The sequence below is a fragment of the Blastococcus sp. SYSU DS0510 genome (genome assembly GCF_054050835.1).
This window is the reverse complement of record NZ_JBJHAC010000028.1, coordinates 42,657-57,962: the sequence shown is the minus strand read 5'-3', so window position 1 is coordinate 57,962 and position 15,306 is coordinate 42,657. Positions and strand designations below refer to the sequence as shown.

15 protein-coding genes are annotated in these 15,306 nt (G+C 75.8%); 6 read left to right on the top strand and 9 right to left on the bottom strand.

All coding sequences use genetic code 11. The features are described 5' to 3' along the window. Window positions 1-159: 159 nt before the first annotated feature. Window positions 160-1,785 (bottom strand): L-glutamate gamma-semialdehyde dehydrogenase, encoded by a 1,626-nt coding sequence (pruA, locus tag ACI79P_RS19225; RefSeq protein ID WP_456582666.1) that lies wholly within the window; start codon window positions 1,783-1,785, stop codon window positions 160-162. Between the two features lie 14 nt (window positions 1,786-1,799). Continuing rightward, window positions 1,800-2,732, bottom strand: a complete 933-nt coding sequence (locus ACI79P_RS19220) for a proline dehydrogenase family protein (RefSeq protein WP_456582665.1) — start codon at window positions 2,730-2,732, stop codon at window positions 1,800-1,802. 139 nt (window positions 2,733-2,871) lie between these two features. Between ACI79P_RS19220 and ACI79P_RS19215 the strand changes: the two genes are divergently transcribed. Both ACI79P_RS19215 and ACI79P_RS19210 read left to right on the top strand, forming a co-directional pair. Next, the gene (locus ACI79P_RS19215; protein WP_456582664.1) at window positions 2,872-3,999 is read left to right on the top strand and encodes a PucR family transcriptional regulator; all 1,128 of its coding nucleotides are present in this window, start codon (window positions 2,872-2,874) and stop codon (window positions 3,997-3,999) included. A gap of 29 nt (window positions 4,000-4,028) precedes the next feature. Then, on the top strand, window positions 4,029-4,685 hold the full coding sequence (locus ACI79P_RS19210; RefSeq protein WP_456582663.1) for a biliverdin-producing heme oxygenase: 657 nt from the start codon (window positions 4,029-4,031) through the stop codon (window positions 4,683-4,685). Between the two features lie 9 nt (window positions 4,686-4,694). Here ACI79P_RS19210 and ACI79P_RS19205 read toward each other — a convergent pair whose 3' ends face one another. From ACI79P_RS19205 to idi, 4 genes are all read right to left on the bottom strand, one after another. Beyond that, window positions 4,695-4,967, bottom strand: a complete 273-nt coding sequence (locus ACI79P_RS19205) for a hypothetical protein (RefSeq protein ID WP_456582662.1) — start codon at window positions 4,965-4,967, stop codon at window positions 4,695-4,697. Between the two features lie 21 nt (window positions 4,968-4,988). Next, entirely contained in the window at window positions 4,989-5,762 is a 774-nt protein-coding gene (locus tag ACI79P_RS19200) for an SDR family NAD(P)-dependent oxidoreductase (protein WP_456582661.1), read from the bottom strand. A 76-nt stretch (window positions 5,763-5,838) separates the two neighbouring features. Beyond that, a complete protein-coding gene (locus ACI79P_RS19195; protein ID WP_456582660.1) occupies window positions 5,839-6,648 on the bottom strand; it encodes a polysaccharide deacetylase family protein in 810 nt (269 codons plus the stop codon). Window positions 6,649-6,756: 108 nt separating this feature from the next. Continuing rightward, window positions 6,757-7,296, bottom strand: a complete 540-nt coding sequence (gene idi, locus ACI79P_RS19190; RefSeq protein ID WP_456582659.1) for an isopentenyl-diphosphate Delta-isomerase — start codon at window positions 7,294-7,296, stop codon at window positions 6,757-6,759. A gap of 153 nt (window positions 7,297-7,449) precedes the next feature. Between idi and ACI79P_RS19185 the strand changes: the two genes are divergently transcribed. From ACI79P_RS19185 to ACI79P_RS19175, 3 genes are read left to right on the top strand one after another with little or no spacing between them, the layout of a single operon-like run. After that, window positions 7,450-8,277 carry an alpha/beta fold hydrolase gene (locus ACI79P_RS19185; protein ID WP_456582658.1) on the top strand — a complete coding sequence of 276 codons (828 nt, stop codon included), beginning with the start codon at window positions 7,450-7,452 and terminating at the stop codon, window positions 8,275-8,277. 26 nt (window positions 8,278-8,303) lie between these two features. Continuing rightward, a complete protein-coding gene (locus ACI79P_RS19180; RefSeq protein ID WP_456582657.1) occupies window positions 8,304-9,665 on the top strand; it encodes an MFS transporter in 1,362 nt (453 codons plus the stop codon). Window positions 9,666-9,715: 50 nt separating this feature from the next. Further along, on the top strand, window positions 9,716-10,834 hold the full coding sequence (locus tag ACI79P_RS19175) for an NAD-dependent epimerase/dehydratase family protein (RefSeq protein ID WP_456582656.1): 1,119 nt from the start codon (window positions 9,716-9,718) through the stop codon (window positions 10,832-10,834). 1 nt (window position 10,835) lies between these two features. Here ACI79P_RS19175 and ACI79P_RS19170 read toward each other — a convergent pair whose 3' ends face one another. From ACI79P_RS19170 to ACI79P_RS19160, 3 genes are all read right to left on the bottom strand, one after another. Beyond that, the gene (locus ACI79P_RS19170) at window positions 10,836-12,311 is read right to left on the bottom strand and encodes an AAA family ATPase (RefSeq protein WP_456582655.1); all 1,476 of its coding nucleotides are present in this window, start codon (window positions 12,309-12,311) and stop codon (window positions 10,836-10,838) included. Between the two features lie 65 nt (window positions 12,312-12,376). Continuing rightward, the gene (locus ACI79P_RS19165) at window positions 12,377-13,111 is read right to left on the bottom strand and encodes a PaaI family thioesterase (protein ID WP_456582654.1); all 735 of its coding nucleotides are present in this window, start codon (window positions 13,109-13,111) and stop codon (window positions 12,377-12,379) included. Then, a complete protein-coding gene (locus ACI79P_RS19160) occupies window positions 13,104-14,258 on the bottom strand; it encodes an acyl-CoA dehydrogenase family protein (RefSeq protein ID WP_456582653.1) in 1,155 nt (384 codons plus the stop codon). The genes ACI79P_RS19165 and ACI79P_RS19160 overlap by 8 nt, the downstream gene beginning before the upstream one ends. Window positions 14,259-14,425: 167 nt before the next feature. Between ACI79P_RS19160 and ACI79P_RS19155 the strand changes: the two genes are divergently transcribed. Beyond that, window positions 14,426-15,298, top strand: coding sequence for an endonuclease domain-containing protein (locus tag ACI79P_RS19155; RefSeq protein WP_456582652.1), 873 nt, complete (start codon window positions 14,426-14,428; stop codon window positions 15,296-15,298). Window positions 15,299-15,306 lie beyond the last annotated feature (8 nt).

Genomic DNA, 15,306 nt, shown 5'->3' with positions numbered 1-15,306 from the left:
CCCCCCCCCCCCCCCCCCCCCCCCCCCCCCCCCCCCCCCCCCCCCCCCCCCCCCCCCCCCCCCCCCCCCCCCCCCCCCCCCCCCCCCCCCCCCCCCCCCCCCCCCCCCCCCCCCCCCCCCCCCCCACGATCAGGGCAGCTGATCGTGGCCGCGGACGCCTCAGCCCATGTAGGGGTAGCGGTGATCGGTGGGGGGCGCGAAGGTCTCCTTGATCGACCGGCTCGAGGTCCAGCGCATCAGGTTCTGCATCGCCCCGGCCTTGTCGTTGGTGCCCGAGGCCCGCCCGCCCCCGAAGGGCTGCTGGCCGACGACGGCGCCGGTCGGCTTGTCGTTGACGTAGAAGTTGCCCGCCGCGTGCCGCAGGAACGTCTGCGCGTGCGCGATCGCCGCCCGGTCCTGCGCGATGACCGCGCCGGTGAGCGCGTACGGCGCGGCCGACTCCATCTGCGAGAGCACCGTGTCGTAATCCGCGTCGTCGTAGACGTGCACCGCGAGCACCGGGCCGAAGTACTCGGTGGTGAAGACCTCGTGCCCCGGGTCGGTGCCCTCGATGATCGTCGGGCGCACGAAGAAGCCCTCAGAGTCGTCCTTCTGCCCGCCGGCCACGATCGACAGCGCGGGGTCGTCGTCGACCCGGTCGATGACGCCGGAGAGCTTCGAGAACGACTTCCGGTCGATGACCGCGCCCATGAAGTTCGAGAAGTCGGTGACGTCGCCCATCGGCAGCGACTCGGTCGTCGCCACCAGGTCGTCGCGCAGCCGCTCCCACACCGACCGGGGCACGTACGCCCGCGACGCCGCGGAGCACTTCTGCCCCTGGAACTCGAACGCGCCGCGGACCAGCGCCGTCCGCAGCACGTCGACGTCGGCGGAGGCGTGGGCGACGACGAAGTCCTTGCCGCCGGTCTCCCCCACGATCCGCGGGTAGCCGCGGTAGCCGGCGATGTTCTCGCCGACCGTGCGCCACAGGTGCTGGAACACCGGCGTGGACCCGGTGAAGTGGATGCCGGCCAGGTCGCGGTCGGCGAGGGCCACCTCGGAGACGGCGATCCCGTCGCCGGGCAGCATGTTGATCACGCCCGGCGGCAGCCCCGCCTCCTCGAGCAGCCGCATGAGGAGGTGCGCGGCGAACTGCTGGGTGGGCGCGGGCTTCCAGACCACGGTGTTGCCCATGAGCGCCGGCGCCGTCGGCAGGTTCCCCGCGATCGCGGTGAAGTTGAACGGGGTGATCGCGTAGACGAAGCCCTCGAGCGGCCGGTGGTCGGTGCGGTTCCACACGCCGGGCGAGGACTGCGGCTGCTCGGCGAGGATCTGCCGCGCGAAGTGCACGTTGAAGCGCCAGAAGTCGATCAGCTCGCAGGCGCTGTCGATCTCCGCCTGCTGCGCGGTCTTGCTCTGGCCCAGCATGGTGGCGGCGTTCAGCGTCTGGCGCCACGGCCCGGCCAGCAGGTCGGCGGCCTTGAGGAACACCGCGGCGCGGTCGTCGAAGGAGAGCTCCTGCCACCCGGGAGCGGCCTCCTTCGCGCAGCGGATCGCCTCCTGCGCGTCGGCGTGCGTGCTCTGCGCGGAGGTGCCCAGGACGGCCGCGTGCCGGTGCGGCTGGACGACCTCGAACGTCTCGCCGGCGGCCATCCGCTGCCGGCCGCCGACCGTGGCGGTCAGCTCCAGGGGCTCGGCGGCCAGCTCGGCGAGCCGCCGCTGCAGCTGCTCCCGCTCGGGCGTGCCCGGGGCGTAGGTGAGCACCGGCTCGTTGACCGGGGACGGGACTCGGGTGACGGCGTCCATGGGGAACCTCGTTCTCAGGAGCGGGTGGTGAGCGAGCGGAGGAAGAAGGCGACGTTGGCCGGGCGCTCGGCCAGCCGGCGCATGAAGTACGCGTACCAGTCGGCGCCGTAGGGCACGTAGGCGCGCACGCGGGTGCCGGCGGCGGCCAGCCGGCGCTGCTCGTCGGGGCGGATGCCGTAGAGCATCTGCACCTCCCAGGAGTCGGCCGCACGCGAGTGCTGCGCCGCCAGCTCGTGCGCCAGGGCGACCATCGCGGGGTCGTGCGAGCCGACCATCGGGTACCCGGGCCCGCTCATGAGGATCTCCAGGCAGCGGCGGTAGGCGGCGTCGACGTCCCGCTTGCGCTGGTGGGCCACCGACTCCGGCTCGTGGTACGCCCCCTTGACCAGCCGCACGCGGGACCCGCTGACCGCGAGCTCGGCGGCGTCGGCCTCGGTGCGGTGCAGCATCGACTGCAGGACGGCGCCGGTCGCCGGGTGCTCCTTGCGCAGCTCGGCGACGGCGGCCAGCGTGGAGTCGACGGTGCGGTGGTCCTCCATGTCGAGGGTGACCGTCGTCCCGATGGCCGACGCCGCCTCGACCACCGGTCGGACCAGCTCCAGCGCGAGGTCGTGCCCGCCGTCGGGCAGCACCTGCCCGAAGGCCGAGAGCTTGACCGACACCTCGGCCGCGGGCCCCAGCCCCAGCGGGGCGAGGGCCTCGAGTGCGGCGAGGTAGGCGTCGCGGGTCCGCCGCGCCTGGGCCCGGTCGGTGACGTCCTCGCCGAGGTGGTCGAGGGTCACCGCGATGCCGGCGGCGGCGAGCGCGCGCACCGCCGCGATCGCGTCGTCCAGCGACTCCCCCGCCACGAACCGGTCGACCACCCGCCGGGTGGCCGGCGTGCCGGTGACCGCCCGGCGCAGGGCCGGCCGGCGGGAGACGGCCAACAGGACCTTCTGCAGCACCACGGGTCCTCCTCCGGGCCGACGCCACGTGCCCCTCGAACGCTAGGTACCCACCACCCCTCCGGGCCAGCGACAGATGTCGGGATTCCTCGCGTCTGCTCTCATACAGCTGTACGAGACCTCAGGAGGCGGAGGAGGCGTGGTGCGCGACGAGCTGCAGGAGCTGGTCGACGAGGTGTCGCGGGTGCTCCGGGCCCCCGCCACCCTGGAGGACGCGGGCTTCACGCTGCTGGCCTTCTGCGCGCACGACGACAGCGGCGCCGACCCCATGGACGCCGTCCGCACCCGGTCGATCCTCACCCGCGGCTCGACCCCTGAGACCCGCCGCTGGTTCGAGGACTTCGGCATCGCGTCGGCGACCCGGCCGATGCGGACGCCGGCCGACCCCGCGGCCGGCGTCCTGACCCGGCTGGTGCTGCCGGTCCGCCACGAGGACCGCACCCGGGGCTACCTCTGGCTGCTCGACGACGGCCGCATCGACCCCGACGACGACGCCGACCCGGCGCTGCGCCGGGCGCTGGACCTCGCGGCGAGCGCCGGGCGCGCGCTGGACGGCCGCCCCGCCGCCGACCTCGGGCCGGTGCTCGCCGACGCGCTGGCCGGGCGCCCGGCGGCCCGGGCGCAGGCCGCCCTGCGGCTCGGCGACCGGCTGACCGCCGAGGGCGCCCAGGTGCTGGTCGCCCTCTCCCCCGCGCCGGGGCACCCGGTGTCGGGCCGGCTCCCCGCCGCGGGCGCGGTCGCCACCGTCGTCGACGGCGGGGTCGCCGTGCTCGTGCCGCTCCCGGCGCCCACGGACCTGCGCCCCGCCGGCGCGCTCGCCGCGGCCTCGCTGGCCGCGCTACCGGCCGGGAGCACCGCCGGCGTCTCGTCGGCGCGCCGCGGCACCGGCGACCTGCCCGGCCAGTGGGCGGAGGCCCGGGCGGCGGCGCGGGTCGCCGCGGCGGTCGACCGGTTCTTCCCCGTCGCCCGCTGGGGGGAGCTCGGCGGGTGGCGGACGGCCACGGCGCTGCCCGGCCCCGATCCGGTGCTGGGCCCCTTGCTCGACGACCCCGTGCTCGCGGCGACGGCGGAGACCTACCTGGACTGCGCCGGCAGCGCGGCGCGGACGGCGGCGGCGCTGCACGTCCACCGGCAGACGCTCTACTACCGGCTGGGCCGCATCGCGGCGCTGACCGGACTGGACCTCTCCGACGGCGACGCCCGCCTGCTCCTGCACGCCGGGTTGCGCGCCGCCCGCCTCGCCGGGGGTCGGCCGCTCGACCCCTCGTGAGCGCCGCGGCTCACCTACTCTCGGTGCCGATGGCTGCGGGAGACATGACTGCGCAGGTGGACCCCCGCAGCGGGCACGAGGACGTCCTGCGTGCGCTGCGCACCGGGACCGCCGAGGAGCACCGGGTCGTCGAGGACACCCTCGACCTGCTCGACCCGGAGCTGGACCGGGCCCGGCTGGCCCACGTGCTCGGCCTGATGCACGGCTTCTGGACGGCGGCCGAGCGGGGCCTCGACGGGTGGGCCGCCCGCCACCCCGCCGACGCCGCGACCGTGGACTGGGCCCGCCGCCGCCGGGCCGGGCTCTTCGCCGCCGACCTCGCGACGCTGGGCGTGCCGGTGCCGGGCCACGCGCCGGAGCTCCCGGCCGTCGCCGGCACCGACGAGGCGCTGGGCCGGCTCTACGTCCTGGAGGGCTCCACCCTCGGTGGCACGTCCATCGACCGGCACCTCGCCGCGCTCCCCGGCCTGGCCGGCGTCCGCATCCGCGCCTTCTCCCCGTACGGCGCCGAGACCGGCGCGATGTGGGCCGCCTACCGCCGGGTCACGCGCGCGCACGTCGGGGCCGGCGGGGACGCCGACCGCGTCCTCGGCTCCGCGCGTGAGGCGTTCCGCGCGCTCGCCGCGTGGTGCCGGCCGGCCGCGCGGCGTGCTCATCGCCGTCCGGCCCGGCCGTCGTCCGGCTGACCCCGGCGGTCAGTCGGCGCCCGGTGCGGTGAACCGGGGCGTCAGACCGTCGTCGGGCGGCCCGCCACGGCCGGGCAGCGGGCGCTCGTCCTCGGCCGCACGGACGACGGCGATCGTCTCCAGCGGGTCCGGCGGCCCCCTGCGGGCGCCGCGCTCGAGCGCGGCGAGCAGCCGCTCCTCGTCGGGCGCGAGGTCACCGGGGCCCAGCCGCCCGCCGGGGCTGCCCGCGTCGGTGCCCGACGCCATCGCGGTGTCGGGCGTCGGGTCGTCCGGAGCGCTCATGCGGCAGTTCCTCATGGTCGATCAGCGGGGGAAGTTCGGCTCGAGCCGCGGGACGATCTGCATCTCGGGGACGAAGGCCGCCGGGTGGAGGGCCAGCAGGGTGCGGATGGCGTCGGCGACCGCCGACGGCGGCATCATGAGGTGCCCGGGGATACCCCACTGCTCCATCATCGGGGTGTCCATGGCGGCGGGGATGACGCTCTGCACCCGGCACGGGAAGGGCCGCTCGCTGCCGTCGTCGAGCCGGACCGCCTTCTCCCGCAGCTCGCGCTGGATGCACCGGGTCGCGTTGAGGAAGCCGGCCTTGGAGCCGTTATACGCGATCGCCCCGCTCCCGGAGGTGATCGCCGAGAGCGAGACGACGTGGACGACGTCGGCGGTGCGCCCCTCGGGCAGGTGCTGCACCCGCTTCACGAACTCGCTGGTGAGGAAGATCGGCCCCTCGCAGTTGACCGCCTGCACCCGCTGGTAGTCCGCGAGGTCGATGTCGGTGATGTAGCCGGGCCGGTCGATGCCGGCGACGTTGACCAGGACGTCGAAGGTGTCGCCGTGCCGGTCGAAGAGGTCGGCGACGACGGCCCGCCGGCTCTCGTCCTGGGTGACGTCCAGGTCGGCGACCTCCGCGGAGCCGCCCGCGGCCGCCACCCGGGACCGCGTCTCCTCGCTGCCCGCCGCGTCGATGTCGGCGACGACCACGTGGGCGCCGTCCTCGGCCAGTGCGAGCGCGGTGGCCCGGCCGAGCCCGCTGGCCCCGCCCGTCACGAGTGCGACCCGGCCCTTCAGCGACGCCTCCACAGCAGTTCCTCCGTCGTCCGTGCGTGTCCGTCGCCGACAGCCTCGCCGAGAACCGCCGCAGCCGCAGGTCGGGCCGCTACCGCCTGGTGGACCAGACGTCGGCGAGGGTGACCGTCTGCAGCCCGCGCTCGGCGATCAGCTCCAGGAGCTGCCCGTACACGGTGGTGACCGTGGGGTGGTTGGCGTGGCCGACGACGATCGTCCGGGCGCTGAACCAGCGCCGGGCCGCTGCCATGAGCTCCTCGGCGGTGAGCACCCGGAAGTCCTCGAAGGTGCCGTTCCACATGGCGATGGTCGGGTGCCCGAGGTCGGCGGCGATCCGGTCGGTCCGCTCGTCGCGGGCGCCGAACGGCGGGCGGAAGAAGGGGCTGTCCTCCACACCGAACGTCGAGCGCAGGAAGTCGCGGTTGCGCCGGATCTCCTCGGCGACCTCGCGGTCCCCGAGCGTGGTGAGGTCGGGGTGGGACCAGGTGTGGTTGCCCAGGGCCACCTGCCCGGAGTCGACGAGGGGGCGCAGCAACGCGGCGTTCTCCTCCCACGCCCGGTAGCGGCCGTTGGGGAAGAAGGTCAGGCGGGTCCCGCTGTCGGCGGCGAACCGCGCGAACGCCGCGACCACCTCGCTGCTGGTGCCGTCGTCGATCGTCAGCGCGAGCAGGTCCTGGTCCAGCGGCAGGGCCTCGACCACCCCGGTGGGCGGCGGCTGCGACTCGACCCCGGGCACGCCACGGCGCACCGGCTTCCCCCGCGCGACGGGGTGCCCGGCCGGCTCGGGCGGCGCCGGGGCGGCCGCCCCGGGCGCGGGCTCGCCGAGGGCGGCCGCGCCGCGCGCCACGGCCGTGCCCGCCAGCCCGGCCGCGAGGGCGAGCAGGAACCGTCGTCGGTCCACGCCCGGGAAACTAGCGAGACGTCGTCCGCCCCCCGCGGAGGCGGGCGGACGGCACGCCGGACCCCTCCGGGGCGCGACGGGTGGTCCGCGCGCCGTCACGTCCTGCGGTCAGAAGCGGTGCAGCCCGGCGTCCTCGATGAGCCGCGCCTGCTCCCGGCACCACGGCGACCACGCGTCGCCCTCGGTCTCCTGCCGGCGGCGGAACGCGTCCCACTCCAGCAGCTCCCACTCGCCCACCTCGGTGGGCTCGGGTGCGGGCGAGCCGGTGAACCGCCCGACGTAGACCGGGCACACCTCGTTCTCCACGACCCCGCGGAACTCGGCGCGGTAGCGGTAGCCCGGCAGCGCGGGGCGGACGTCGGTGACGCCGAGCCCCAGCTCGAAGCCGGCGCGGCGGGCGATCGCGTCGCCGTCGTCCTCACCGGGGCCCGGGTGGCCGCAGACGGTGTTGGTCCACATCCCGGGGAAGGTCGCCTTGTCCTCGGCCCGGCGGGTGACCAGGAGCCGGCCGTCGTCGGAGAAGAGGTAGGCCGAGAAGGCGCGGTGCAGCGGCGTCTCGCCGTGGTGGACCTCCGGCTTGGGCATCGCGCCGATCGCCCGCCCGTCGTCGTCGACCAGCACGATGAGCTCGACAGGGGTGGCGGTCACGGCGCCATTGTCGTCCTCCGGACGACACCGCGGCCACGTGCCCTCCCGCTCCTGCGTGGAGCCCTTCCCGGTCCTCCTCGGGGAGGCCTCCGGCCGCCCATCGTCGGACCGCCTCGCAGGGCGGCTCCTGTCGCTCTTTGGCACAGTCGTCGGGTGGACAGCTTCCGGAGGAACGACCTGACCTTCGACGTCCGGGACGCCGGGCCCGCCGATGGCGACCCCGTCGTGCTGCTGCACGGCTTCCCGCAGGACTCCGGTGCCTGGGACCGGGTGGCCCCGGCGCTGCACCAGCACGGGCTTCGCACGCTCGCGCCCGACCAGCGGGGCTACTCCCCCGGGGCCCGCCCCCGCGGCCGGGCGCACTACCGGCTGCGCGAGACCGCGGACGACGTCCTCGCCCTGCTCGACGCCGCCGGGCTGGAGTCCGCGCACGTGGTCGGGCACGACTGGGGCGGCCTCGTCGGGTGGGCGCTCGGCGCCTGGTACCCCGACCGGGTGCGCACCCTCACCGCCCTCTCGGTGCCGCACCCGGGGGCGATGGCGCGCGCGATGGTGCGCAGCGACCAGGCGCTGCGCTCCTCGTACGTGGGGCTGTTCCAGCTGCCCGTCCTGCCCGAGCGGCTGCTGCTGGCCGGGGAGGGGGCCGTCCTCCGCCGGGTGCTCCGGCAGGGCGGCCTGCCCGACGACGCCGCCGACCGCTACGTCCGGCGGATGCGCGAGCCGGGCGCGCTGACCGCGGCGCTGGACTGGTACCGCGCCGTGCCGTGGAGCGGGCGGGACCCGGTCGGGAAGGTGCGGGTGCCCACGCTGCACGTGTGGAGCACCGGTGACGCCTTCCTGGGCCGCGCCGCCACCGAGGACACCGCCCGCTTCGTCGACGCGCCGTACCGGCTCGAGGTCCTCGACGGCGTCACCCACTGGATCCCGGAGCTCGCCGCGGAGCGGACCGCCGAGCTGGTCACCGCCCACGTCCGCGGCTGACCGGCCCGGTTGCGAGACTGCTCGCCATGACGGAGACGACGTCGCTGACCCGCGCCGAGCGCCTCGACCGGCTGCCCGTCACCCGGGAGCACCACCGGCTGGTCGTCGGCTCCGGCATCGGGTGGGCGCTGGACGCGATGGACGTCGGCCTCATCTCGTTCGTGATGACCGCGCTGGTCGCGCAGTGGGGGCTGTCGAACGGCGAGGTGTCGTGGATCGGGTCGATCGGCTTCGTCGGCATGGCCCTCGGCGCCACGCTCGGCGGACTGCTGGCCGACCGGTTCGGCCGCCGCCAGGTGTTCGCCCTCACGCTGCTGGTGTTCGGGCTGGCGACCGGTGCGGCCGCGCTGTCCTGGTCGGTCGGCGCGCTGCTGGTCTTCCGGTTCCTGATCGGCCTCGGGCTGGGCGCCGAGCTGCCGGTCGCCTCGACCCTGGTCAGCGAGTTCGCCCCCGCGCGGGTGCGCGGCCGGGTGGTCGTGCTGCTGGAGGCGTTCTGGGCGGTGGGCTGGACGCTGGCCGCGCTGATCGGCTACTTCGTCGTGCCCACCAGCGACGACGGGTGGCGCTGGGCGCTGGCCCTGGGCGCGGTGCCGGCGCTGTACGCCGTGGTGGTGCGCCGGGGGCTGCCCGAGTCGGTGCGCTTCCTGGAGCTGCGCGGCCGGACCGAGGAGGCCGAGGCCACGGTGCGCCGCTTCGAGCGCTCCGCGGACGTCGCGCCCGTGCCCTCCCCCGCTCCCGCTCCGCCCGCCGCCCCGCCGGGCCTGCGGGCGCTGTGGGCCGGGGGCGCCGCGCGACGGACGGCCGCGCTCTGGACCGTCTGGTTCAGCATCAACTTCGCCTACTACGGCGCCTTCATCTGGCTGCCGACGCTGCTGTTCAACGACGGCTTCTCGCTGGTGAAGTCGTTCCAGTACACGCTGATCATCACGCTCGCCCAGCTGCCCGGGTACGCGGTGGCGGCCTACCTGATCGAGAAGTGGGGCCGGCGCCCCACCCTGGCGACGTTCCTGCTCGGCTCCGCGCTGGGCGCCGGGCTCTTCGCCGCCGCCGACGGCGACACCGCGGTGCTGGTCACCGGCATGGTGCTGTCGTTCTTCAACCTCGGCGCCTGGGGTGCGCTCTACGCGGTGACGCCGGAGATCTACCCGACCGCCCTGCGGGCCACGGGCGCGGGCGCTGCCGCCGGCTTCGGCCGGCTCGCCTCCATCGCGGCCCCGCTCTGCGTCCCGCTGCTGGTCGACGCCGGTGGCACCGGCCTGGTCTTCGCCACCTTCGCCGCCTTCTTCGTGGTGGCCGCGGTCGCCGCGTTCGCGCTGCCCGAGCTGCGCGGGCAGGCGCTCGACGCGGAGGCCCCCCGCGGGGCGACGTCGTCGGCGATGCGCGGCTGAGGACGCCGACCCCCCGGTTGGCCCGGGGACGGACGGGTAGCCGCAGGAGCATGCCCAACCTCACCCCCGGCCAGCTGCGCGGCCGCACCATCGCCGTCACCGGAGCCAGCGGCAACGTCGGGACCGCCCTGCTGCGCCGGCTGACCGCCCCCTCCGCCGGCGTCGCCGAGGTCCGCGGGCTGGCCCGGCGCCGCCCGCCGTCGGGCGCGCCCTACGACGGCGTGCGCTGGCACCTGGCCGACCTCGGCGAGGCCGCCAGCGAGCGCGAGGTCGCCGAGTTCGTAGCCGGCGCCGACGCCGTCGTCCACCTGGCCTGGGCCCTGCAGCCGGGCCGGCAGCCCGGCCGGCTGCGCGAGGTGAACGTGGAGGGCACCCGGCGGGTGGCCCGCGCCGCGGCGGCCGCGGGGGTCGACCAGTTCGTGCACATGAGCTCCATCGGCGCCTACGCCGGCGGGGCGCGCGGGCAGCGGGTGACGGAGGACTGGCCGACCACCGGCATCCCGAGCGCGCAGTACAGCCGCGACAAGTCCCAGGCCGAGAGCGCGGTCCGCGACGTGTTCGGGCGGCACCGGGACACCACGCTGACCGTCGTCCGCCCCACCCTGGTGCTGCAGCCGGAGGCGAGCAGCGAGATCGGCCGCTACTTCCTCGGCCCGCTGCTGCTCGGTGCCGCACGCCTGCTCCCCGGCCCGGTCGCCCGCCTGCTGCCGCTCCCCCTCCCGGCGCTGGCCATCGCGTTCGTGCACGCCGACGACGTCGCCGACGCCCTCGAGCGGATGCTCGACCGGCGCGCTCCCGGCCCGTTCAACCTGGCGGCCGAGCCGCTCATGGACGCCGACGCGCTCGTCCGGGCGCTGGGGTCGGTGCGGATACCCACCCCCGCCTTCGCCCTGCGCGCCGGGCTGCAGGCCGCCTTCACGGCCCACCTGGTGCCGACCGAGCCCGGCTGGCTCGACATCGGCACGCAGGCGCCGGCGCTGGACACCGGCCGGGCGCGCAAGCTGCTCGACTGGGCGCCGTTCCACGCCGGGGACGACGTGCTGCGGCAGTTCGTGGCCGCCCTGGGCGCGGGTGTGGGCGCGCCGGGCCCGCTGCTGCGGCCGGCGGGCGGCCCGGAGCTCGACCCCGCCGGCGACGCCGCCAACGCGCCGGGCCCGCGGGCGAACTGACTCAGCCGGGGAGGCTCCCCAGCAGCGTGCGGGTCATCGCGTTCCGGGTGTCGAGCAGCTCGTCCAGCGCCGCGGTCAGGTCGCCGGCCGACACCGCGAGCCCGCCGCCGTCCGGGGTGCGGGTCGCGGCGACCAGCGCGGCCCGGCGGAGCAGCTCCTTGAGGAACGACGCCGTCACCCCCTCGGTGCGGGCCAGCACGTCCTCCAGACCGCTGGTGTCCACGTCCAGCTCGCCGCGGTAGAGCTCGAACAGCGCCCGCCTCGCCGCGGCGTCGGGCAGGTCCAGAGCCACCGCCTGGTCCACGCGGCCCGGGCGCGCGGCCAGCGCCGGTTCCAGCAGGTCGGCGCGGTTGGTGGTCAGCACGAAGACGACGTCGGCGTCCTCGGCGAGCCCGTCCATCTCGTTGAGCAGCTGGAACAGCAGCGGATGCTGCCCGGGGTGCATGCCGCGGTCCTCGGCGATGAGGTCGACGTCCTCGACGACGAGCATCGCCGGCTGCAGCGCCCGCGCCACCGAGCACGCCTCGGCGATGAGGTGCAGCGCGTTGCCGGTGAGCTGGATGACCGTGGTGCCGTGCAGGCTGCTCACCAGGTACCGGATGGTGTGGGTCTTGCCGACGCCGGGCGGGCCGTACAGCAGCACCCCGCGCTTGAGGTGCTGTCCGGCGGCGAGCAGGCGGGCCTTGTGCCGGGCGACGTCGACCACCTGCCGCCGGATCTCGGCGAGGGTGGCCGGCGCGAGGACGAGCTGGTCGGCCCCCAGCTCCGGGCGGCGGTGGAACTGCAGCAGCGTCTGCCCGTGGCCGAAGACCTCCTGGCCGAAGGAGAGCACCTGGCCGCGGAACACGTTGTGCTCGATGCTCGCCTCGCGGATCTCGGCCGCGGCCCGGGCGACACCGGCCAGGTCGGTGCCGACGAGCTGCACCGACACCTGGGCCATGCCCCTCTCCGGCGCCGCTCCCCGGAGCAGCAGGGCGCTGCGGCTGCCGTCCGGCTCGGTGACCAGGTAGATCGCGCACCGCTGGCAGGCGCGCACCTCCCCCTCGGGGCCGCAGGCGAGGTTCACCGTGGCGGGGTTGCCGGGCCGCGGGCCGTGCGGGTGCTCGGCCTCCGGGCCCAGCAGGTCGCCGATCCCGAAGTGCATGTGCTGGAACCCGGCGACGCCGACCAGGTCGTGCCGCCTCCCGGGGCGGGCCAGCCAGGCGTCGACGCCGGCCTGCACGTTGACGTGCTCGTAGCCGGGCCAGGTCTCCTCGACGACGTCCAGGCCCTCGGCGGCGTCACCGAGGTGGGCGGCGAGCACCCGCGACAGCCGCGGCCGCTCTCCTGCCCGGGCCGCACCCACCAGGGCCCGCACCCCGCGCCGGGCCAGGCGGCCGACGTCGGCGAGCTCCGGCCGCGGCCCGTCCGGGACCGCGGCGGAGGGGGCCGTGCGCGGCTGGTAAGCGCCGCTGTAGCTGACCCGGGTACGACGCACGAGCCCTCCTGGTGTGTCGGTGGAGGGCGGACGCTACCGGGTACCGGGCAGTTCTCGAACCGGGATCAGCTGCGGCTGGTCCAGGCGCCGACGTCCCGGCCGGTCCTCGCGAAGACTTCGTTCGCCCGCTCCGCGCGCAGCGCGATCAGCAGCGCCTCACCTTCGGCGAGCGTGGTGTCCGGGTCGTCCGCGGCGACCAGGCGGGCGGTCGCGGTGGCGCGCCGTCCCTCGACCGAGACCAGCCGGCCCGTCACCACGAGGGGCACTCCCAGGTGCACGGGCCGCCGGTAGGTGACCGTCAGCGTGGCGGTCAGGCCCCCGTGCCCGGCCCCGCGCGCCGATCGCGCCAGCACGTGGTCGAGGAGGGTGGCCACGACCCCGCCGTGCACCAGCCCCGGCGGCCCCTCGAGCTTCTTGCCGACGGTCACGTGGCCGACGCAGCGGCCCTCGTCACGGAAGTCCTCGACGACCATCGGCGGGGCGACCGGGCTGCCCGGCCCGTAGACCGGGCTGTACCAGCGCTCCCCGCTGTCCGGGTCGTCCACCGACGCGATCTCGTGCACCTCGCGGAGGTCGGCCGAGAGGAGCGCGGTCAGCTCCCGCGCCGCGCGCGCCGCCTCGGCCAGCCGGTCGACGGGCACCTCGGTGCGGACGGCGGCGTCGACCAGGTCGCGCAGCGCCTCCCCCAGCTCCCCGACGGCGTCGCGCCGAACGCCCCGCTCCTCGCCCGTCAGGTGGCCCTGCTGCAGGGGCCCGCCGCGAGCCTGCGAGTGGTGGGGGGCAGGAGGGTCCTCACGCACGCTGCATGCCGGCCTCGCGCAGCAGCGCGCCACCGACGATGACCCGCTGCACCTCGCTGGTGCCCTCGTAGAGCCGGAACAGCCGGGCGTCGCGGTAGAAGCGCTCCACCGGCGTCGTCCGCAGGTAGCCCATGCCGCCGTGCACCTGGACGGCCTTGTCGACGGCGCGCCCCACCATCTCGGTGCAGAAGAGCTTGGCCGACGAGGGGCCGACGGAGGTGTCCTCGCCGGAGTCGTAGCGGGCCGCGACGTCGCGCACCATGCTCCGGCCGGCGAGCAGCTCGGCGTGCATGTCGGCGAGCATCGCCTGCACCAGCTGGAAGCGGCCGATCGGGGCCCCGCCCTGCTTCGCGCTGGCCGCGTAGGCCACCGACTCGTCGAGCACCCGCTGCGCCATGCCGACGCAGAGCGCCGCGATGTGCAGGCGGCCGCGGGAGAGCACGGTGAGCGCCTTGGCGTAGCCGCGACCCTCCTCGCCGATGAGCGCGTCGGCGGGCACCCGGACGTCGTCGAAGAACACCTCGGAGGTCCAGGCGCCGGCCTGGCCCATCTTCTTGTCGCGGGGGCCGAGGGTGACGCCGGGCGTGGTCGTCTCCACGACGAAGCTGGAGATGCCGCGGCCGCCCCTCTGCTCGGGGTCGGTGCGGGCGAAGACGACGAACAGGTCGGCGATCGGCGCGTTGGTGATGTACCGCTTGCTGCCGTTGATGACCCACTCGTCGCCGTCACGGCGGGCGCTGGTGCGCAGCGCGGAGGGGTCGGAGCCGGCCTCGGCCTCGGTGAGCGCGAACGAGCCGATCAGCTCGCCCGCGGAGAGGCGCGGCAGGTACTTCGTCTTCTGCTCGTCACTGCCGAACTTGGCGATGACCTGGCCGGAGATCCCGTTGTTGGTGCCGAACAGCGAGCGGAACGCCGGCGTCGTGTAGCCGAACTCCATGGCCAGCTCGACGTCCTCGCTCATCGTCACGCCCAGCCCGCCGTAGTCCTCGGGCAGCGCATAGCCGAAGAGCCCCATCTCCGCGGCCTGCGCGCGCAGGTCGTCGGGGATGCGGTCCTCGTCCTCGATCTGCTCCTCGCGGGGCAGCACCGATTCGCGGATGAGCTGGCGAACGGCGTCCTTGACCTGGCGGAAGTCCTCGGCGTCCACGGGGCCATGGTGACGCGTGCCGCGTCCGCCCCTCGCGCCGGGGTCCGGCCGTGCCGAGCCATGCGAACTCGTGGCTATCAGCCGGCGATGGCCACGAGGTTGCATGGCTCGCCCTGCCTGTGGATGGCGGGAGCGCAGCGACCCCTGATTTCGGCACGCTCCTCGGCATGCCCACGCCCCCGGTACCGCCACGGGTCCAGGGTCCGCTGGACCGGCGCGGCGCCCGGGCGAAGGGCATCACCGACTGGCACCTGCGTCACCGGGACGTCCTGCACGCCTCGCGGGACACCTACCTCCCCCGATCCGGCGACGAGTTGCAGCGGATGCGCGCCGTGCTGCTCGGCGCTCCGGACGGGGCAGTGGTCAGCCACCTCACGGCGGCCCGCCTGTGGGGCTTCCAGGTGCCACTGGTGGCGGAGGACGAGCGGGTGCACCTGAACGTCCCGCGCGACGCCCGGCTCCGCCAGCGCCGCGACCGCCGCCTGCACTTCTCCGACGTGCCCGCACCCGAGACGCGCCGGCTGCACGGGGTGGTGACGACCTCGCCCAGCCGGACCTGGATGGACCTCGCCGCCGTCGTCCCACCCGCTGCGCTCCTGGCCGTCGCCGACCAGATGCTGGCCCGGGGGTACCCGCGGGCCCAGTTCCCCGCCGTCCTGCTGCGATCGGCCGGACGTCGGGGGATCGTGACCGCCCGACGGGTCGCCGCGTGCGCCGACCCGTTGGCCGGCTCCCCGATGGAGTCGGTGCTGCGCTGGGCCATCCACGAGGCGGGCCTGCCGCCACCGGTGCTGCAGCACGTCGTGCGGGACGGCGGGCGGTTCCTCGGGCAGGTCGACCTGGCATGGCCCGACCGCCGGGTGGTGGTGGAGTTCGACGGCGACGTGCACCGGGACCGCAGCGTTTTCGTGGCGGACGTCCGCCGGCAGAACGGCCTGGTCCTCGCGGGCTGGACCATCCTGCGCTTCACCTCGGCCGACCTGCTCGGTCGCCCCGACCAGGTGCTCGCGGCCATCCGGGCGGCGCTCGGGCTCGGCTGAGAGGCGGG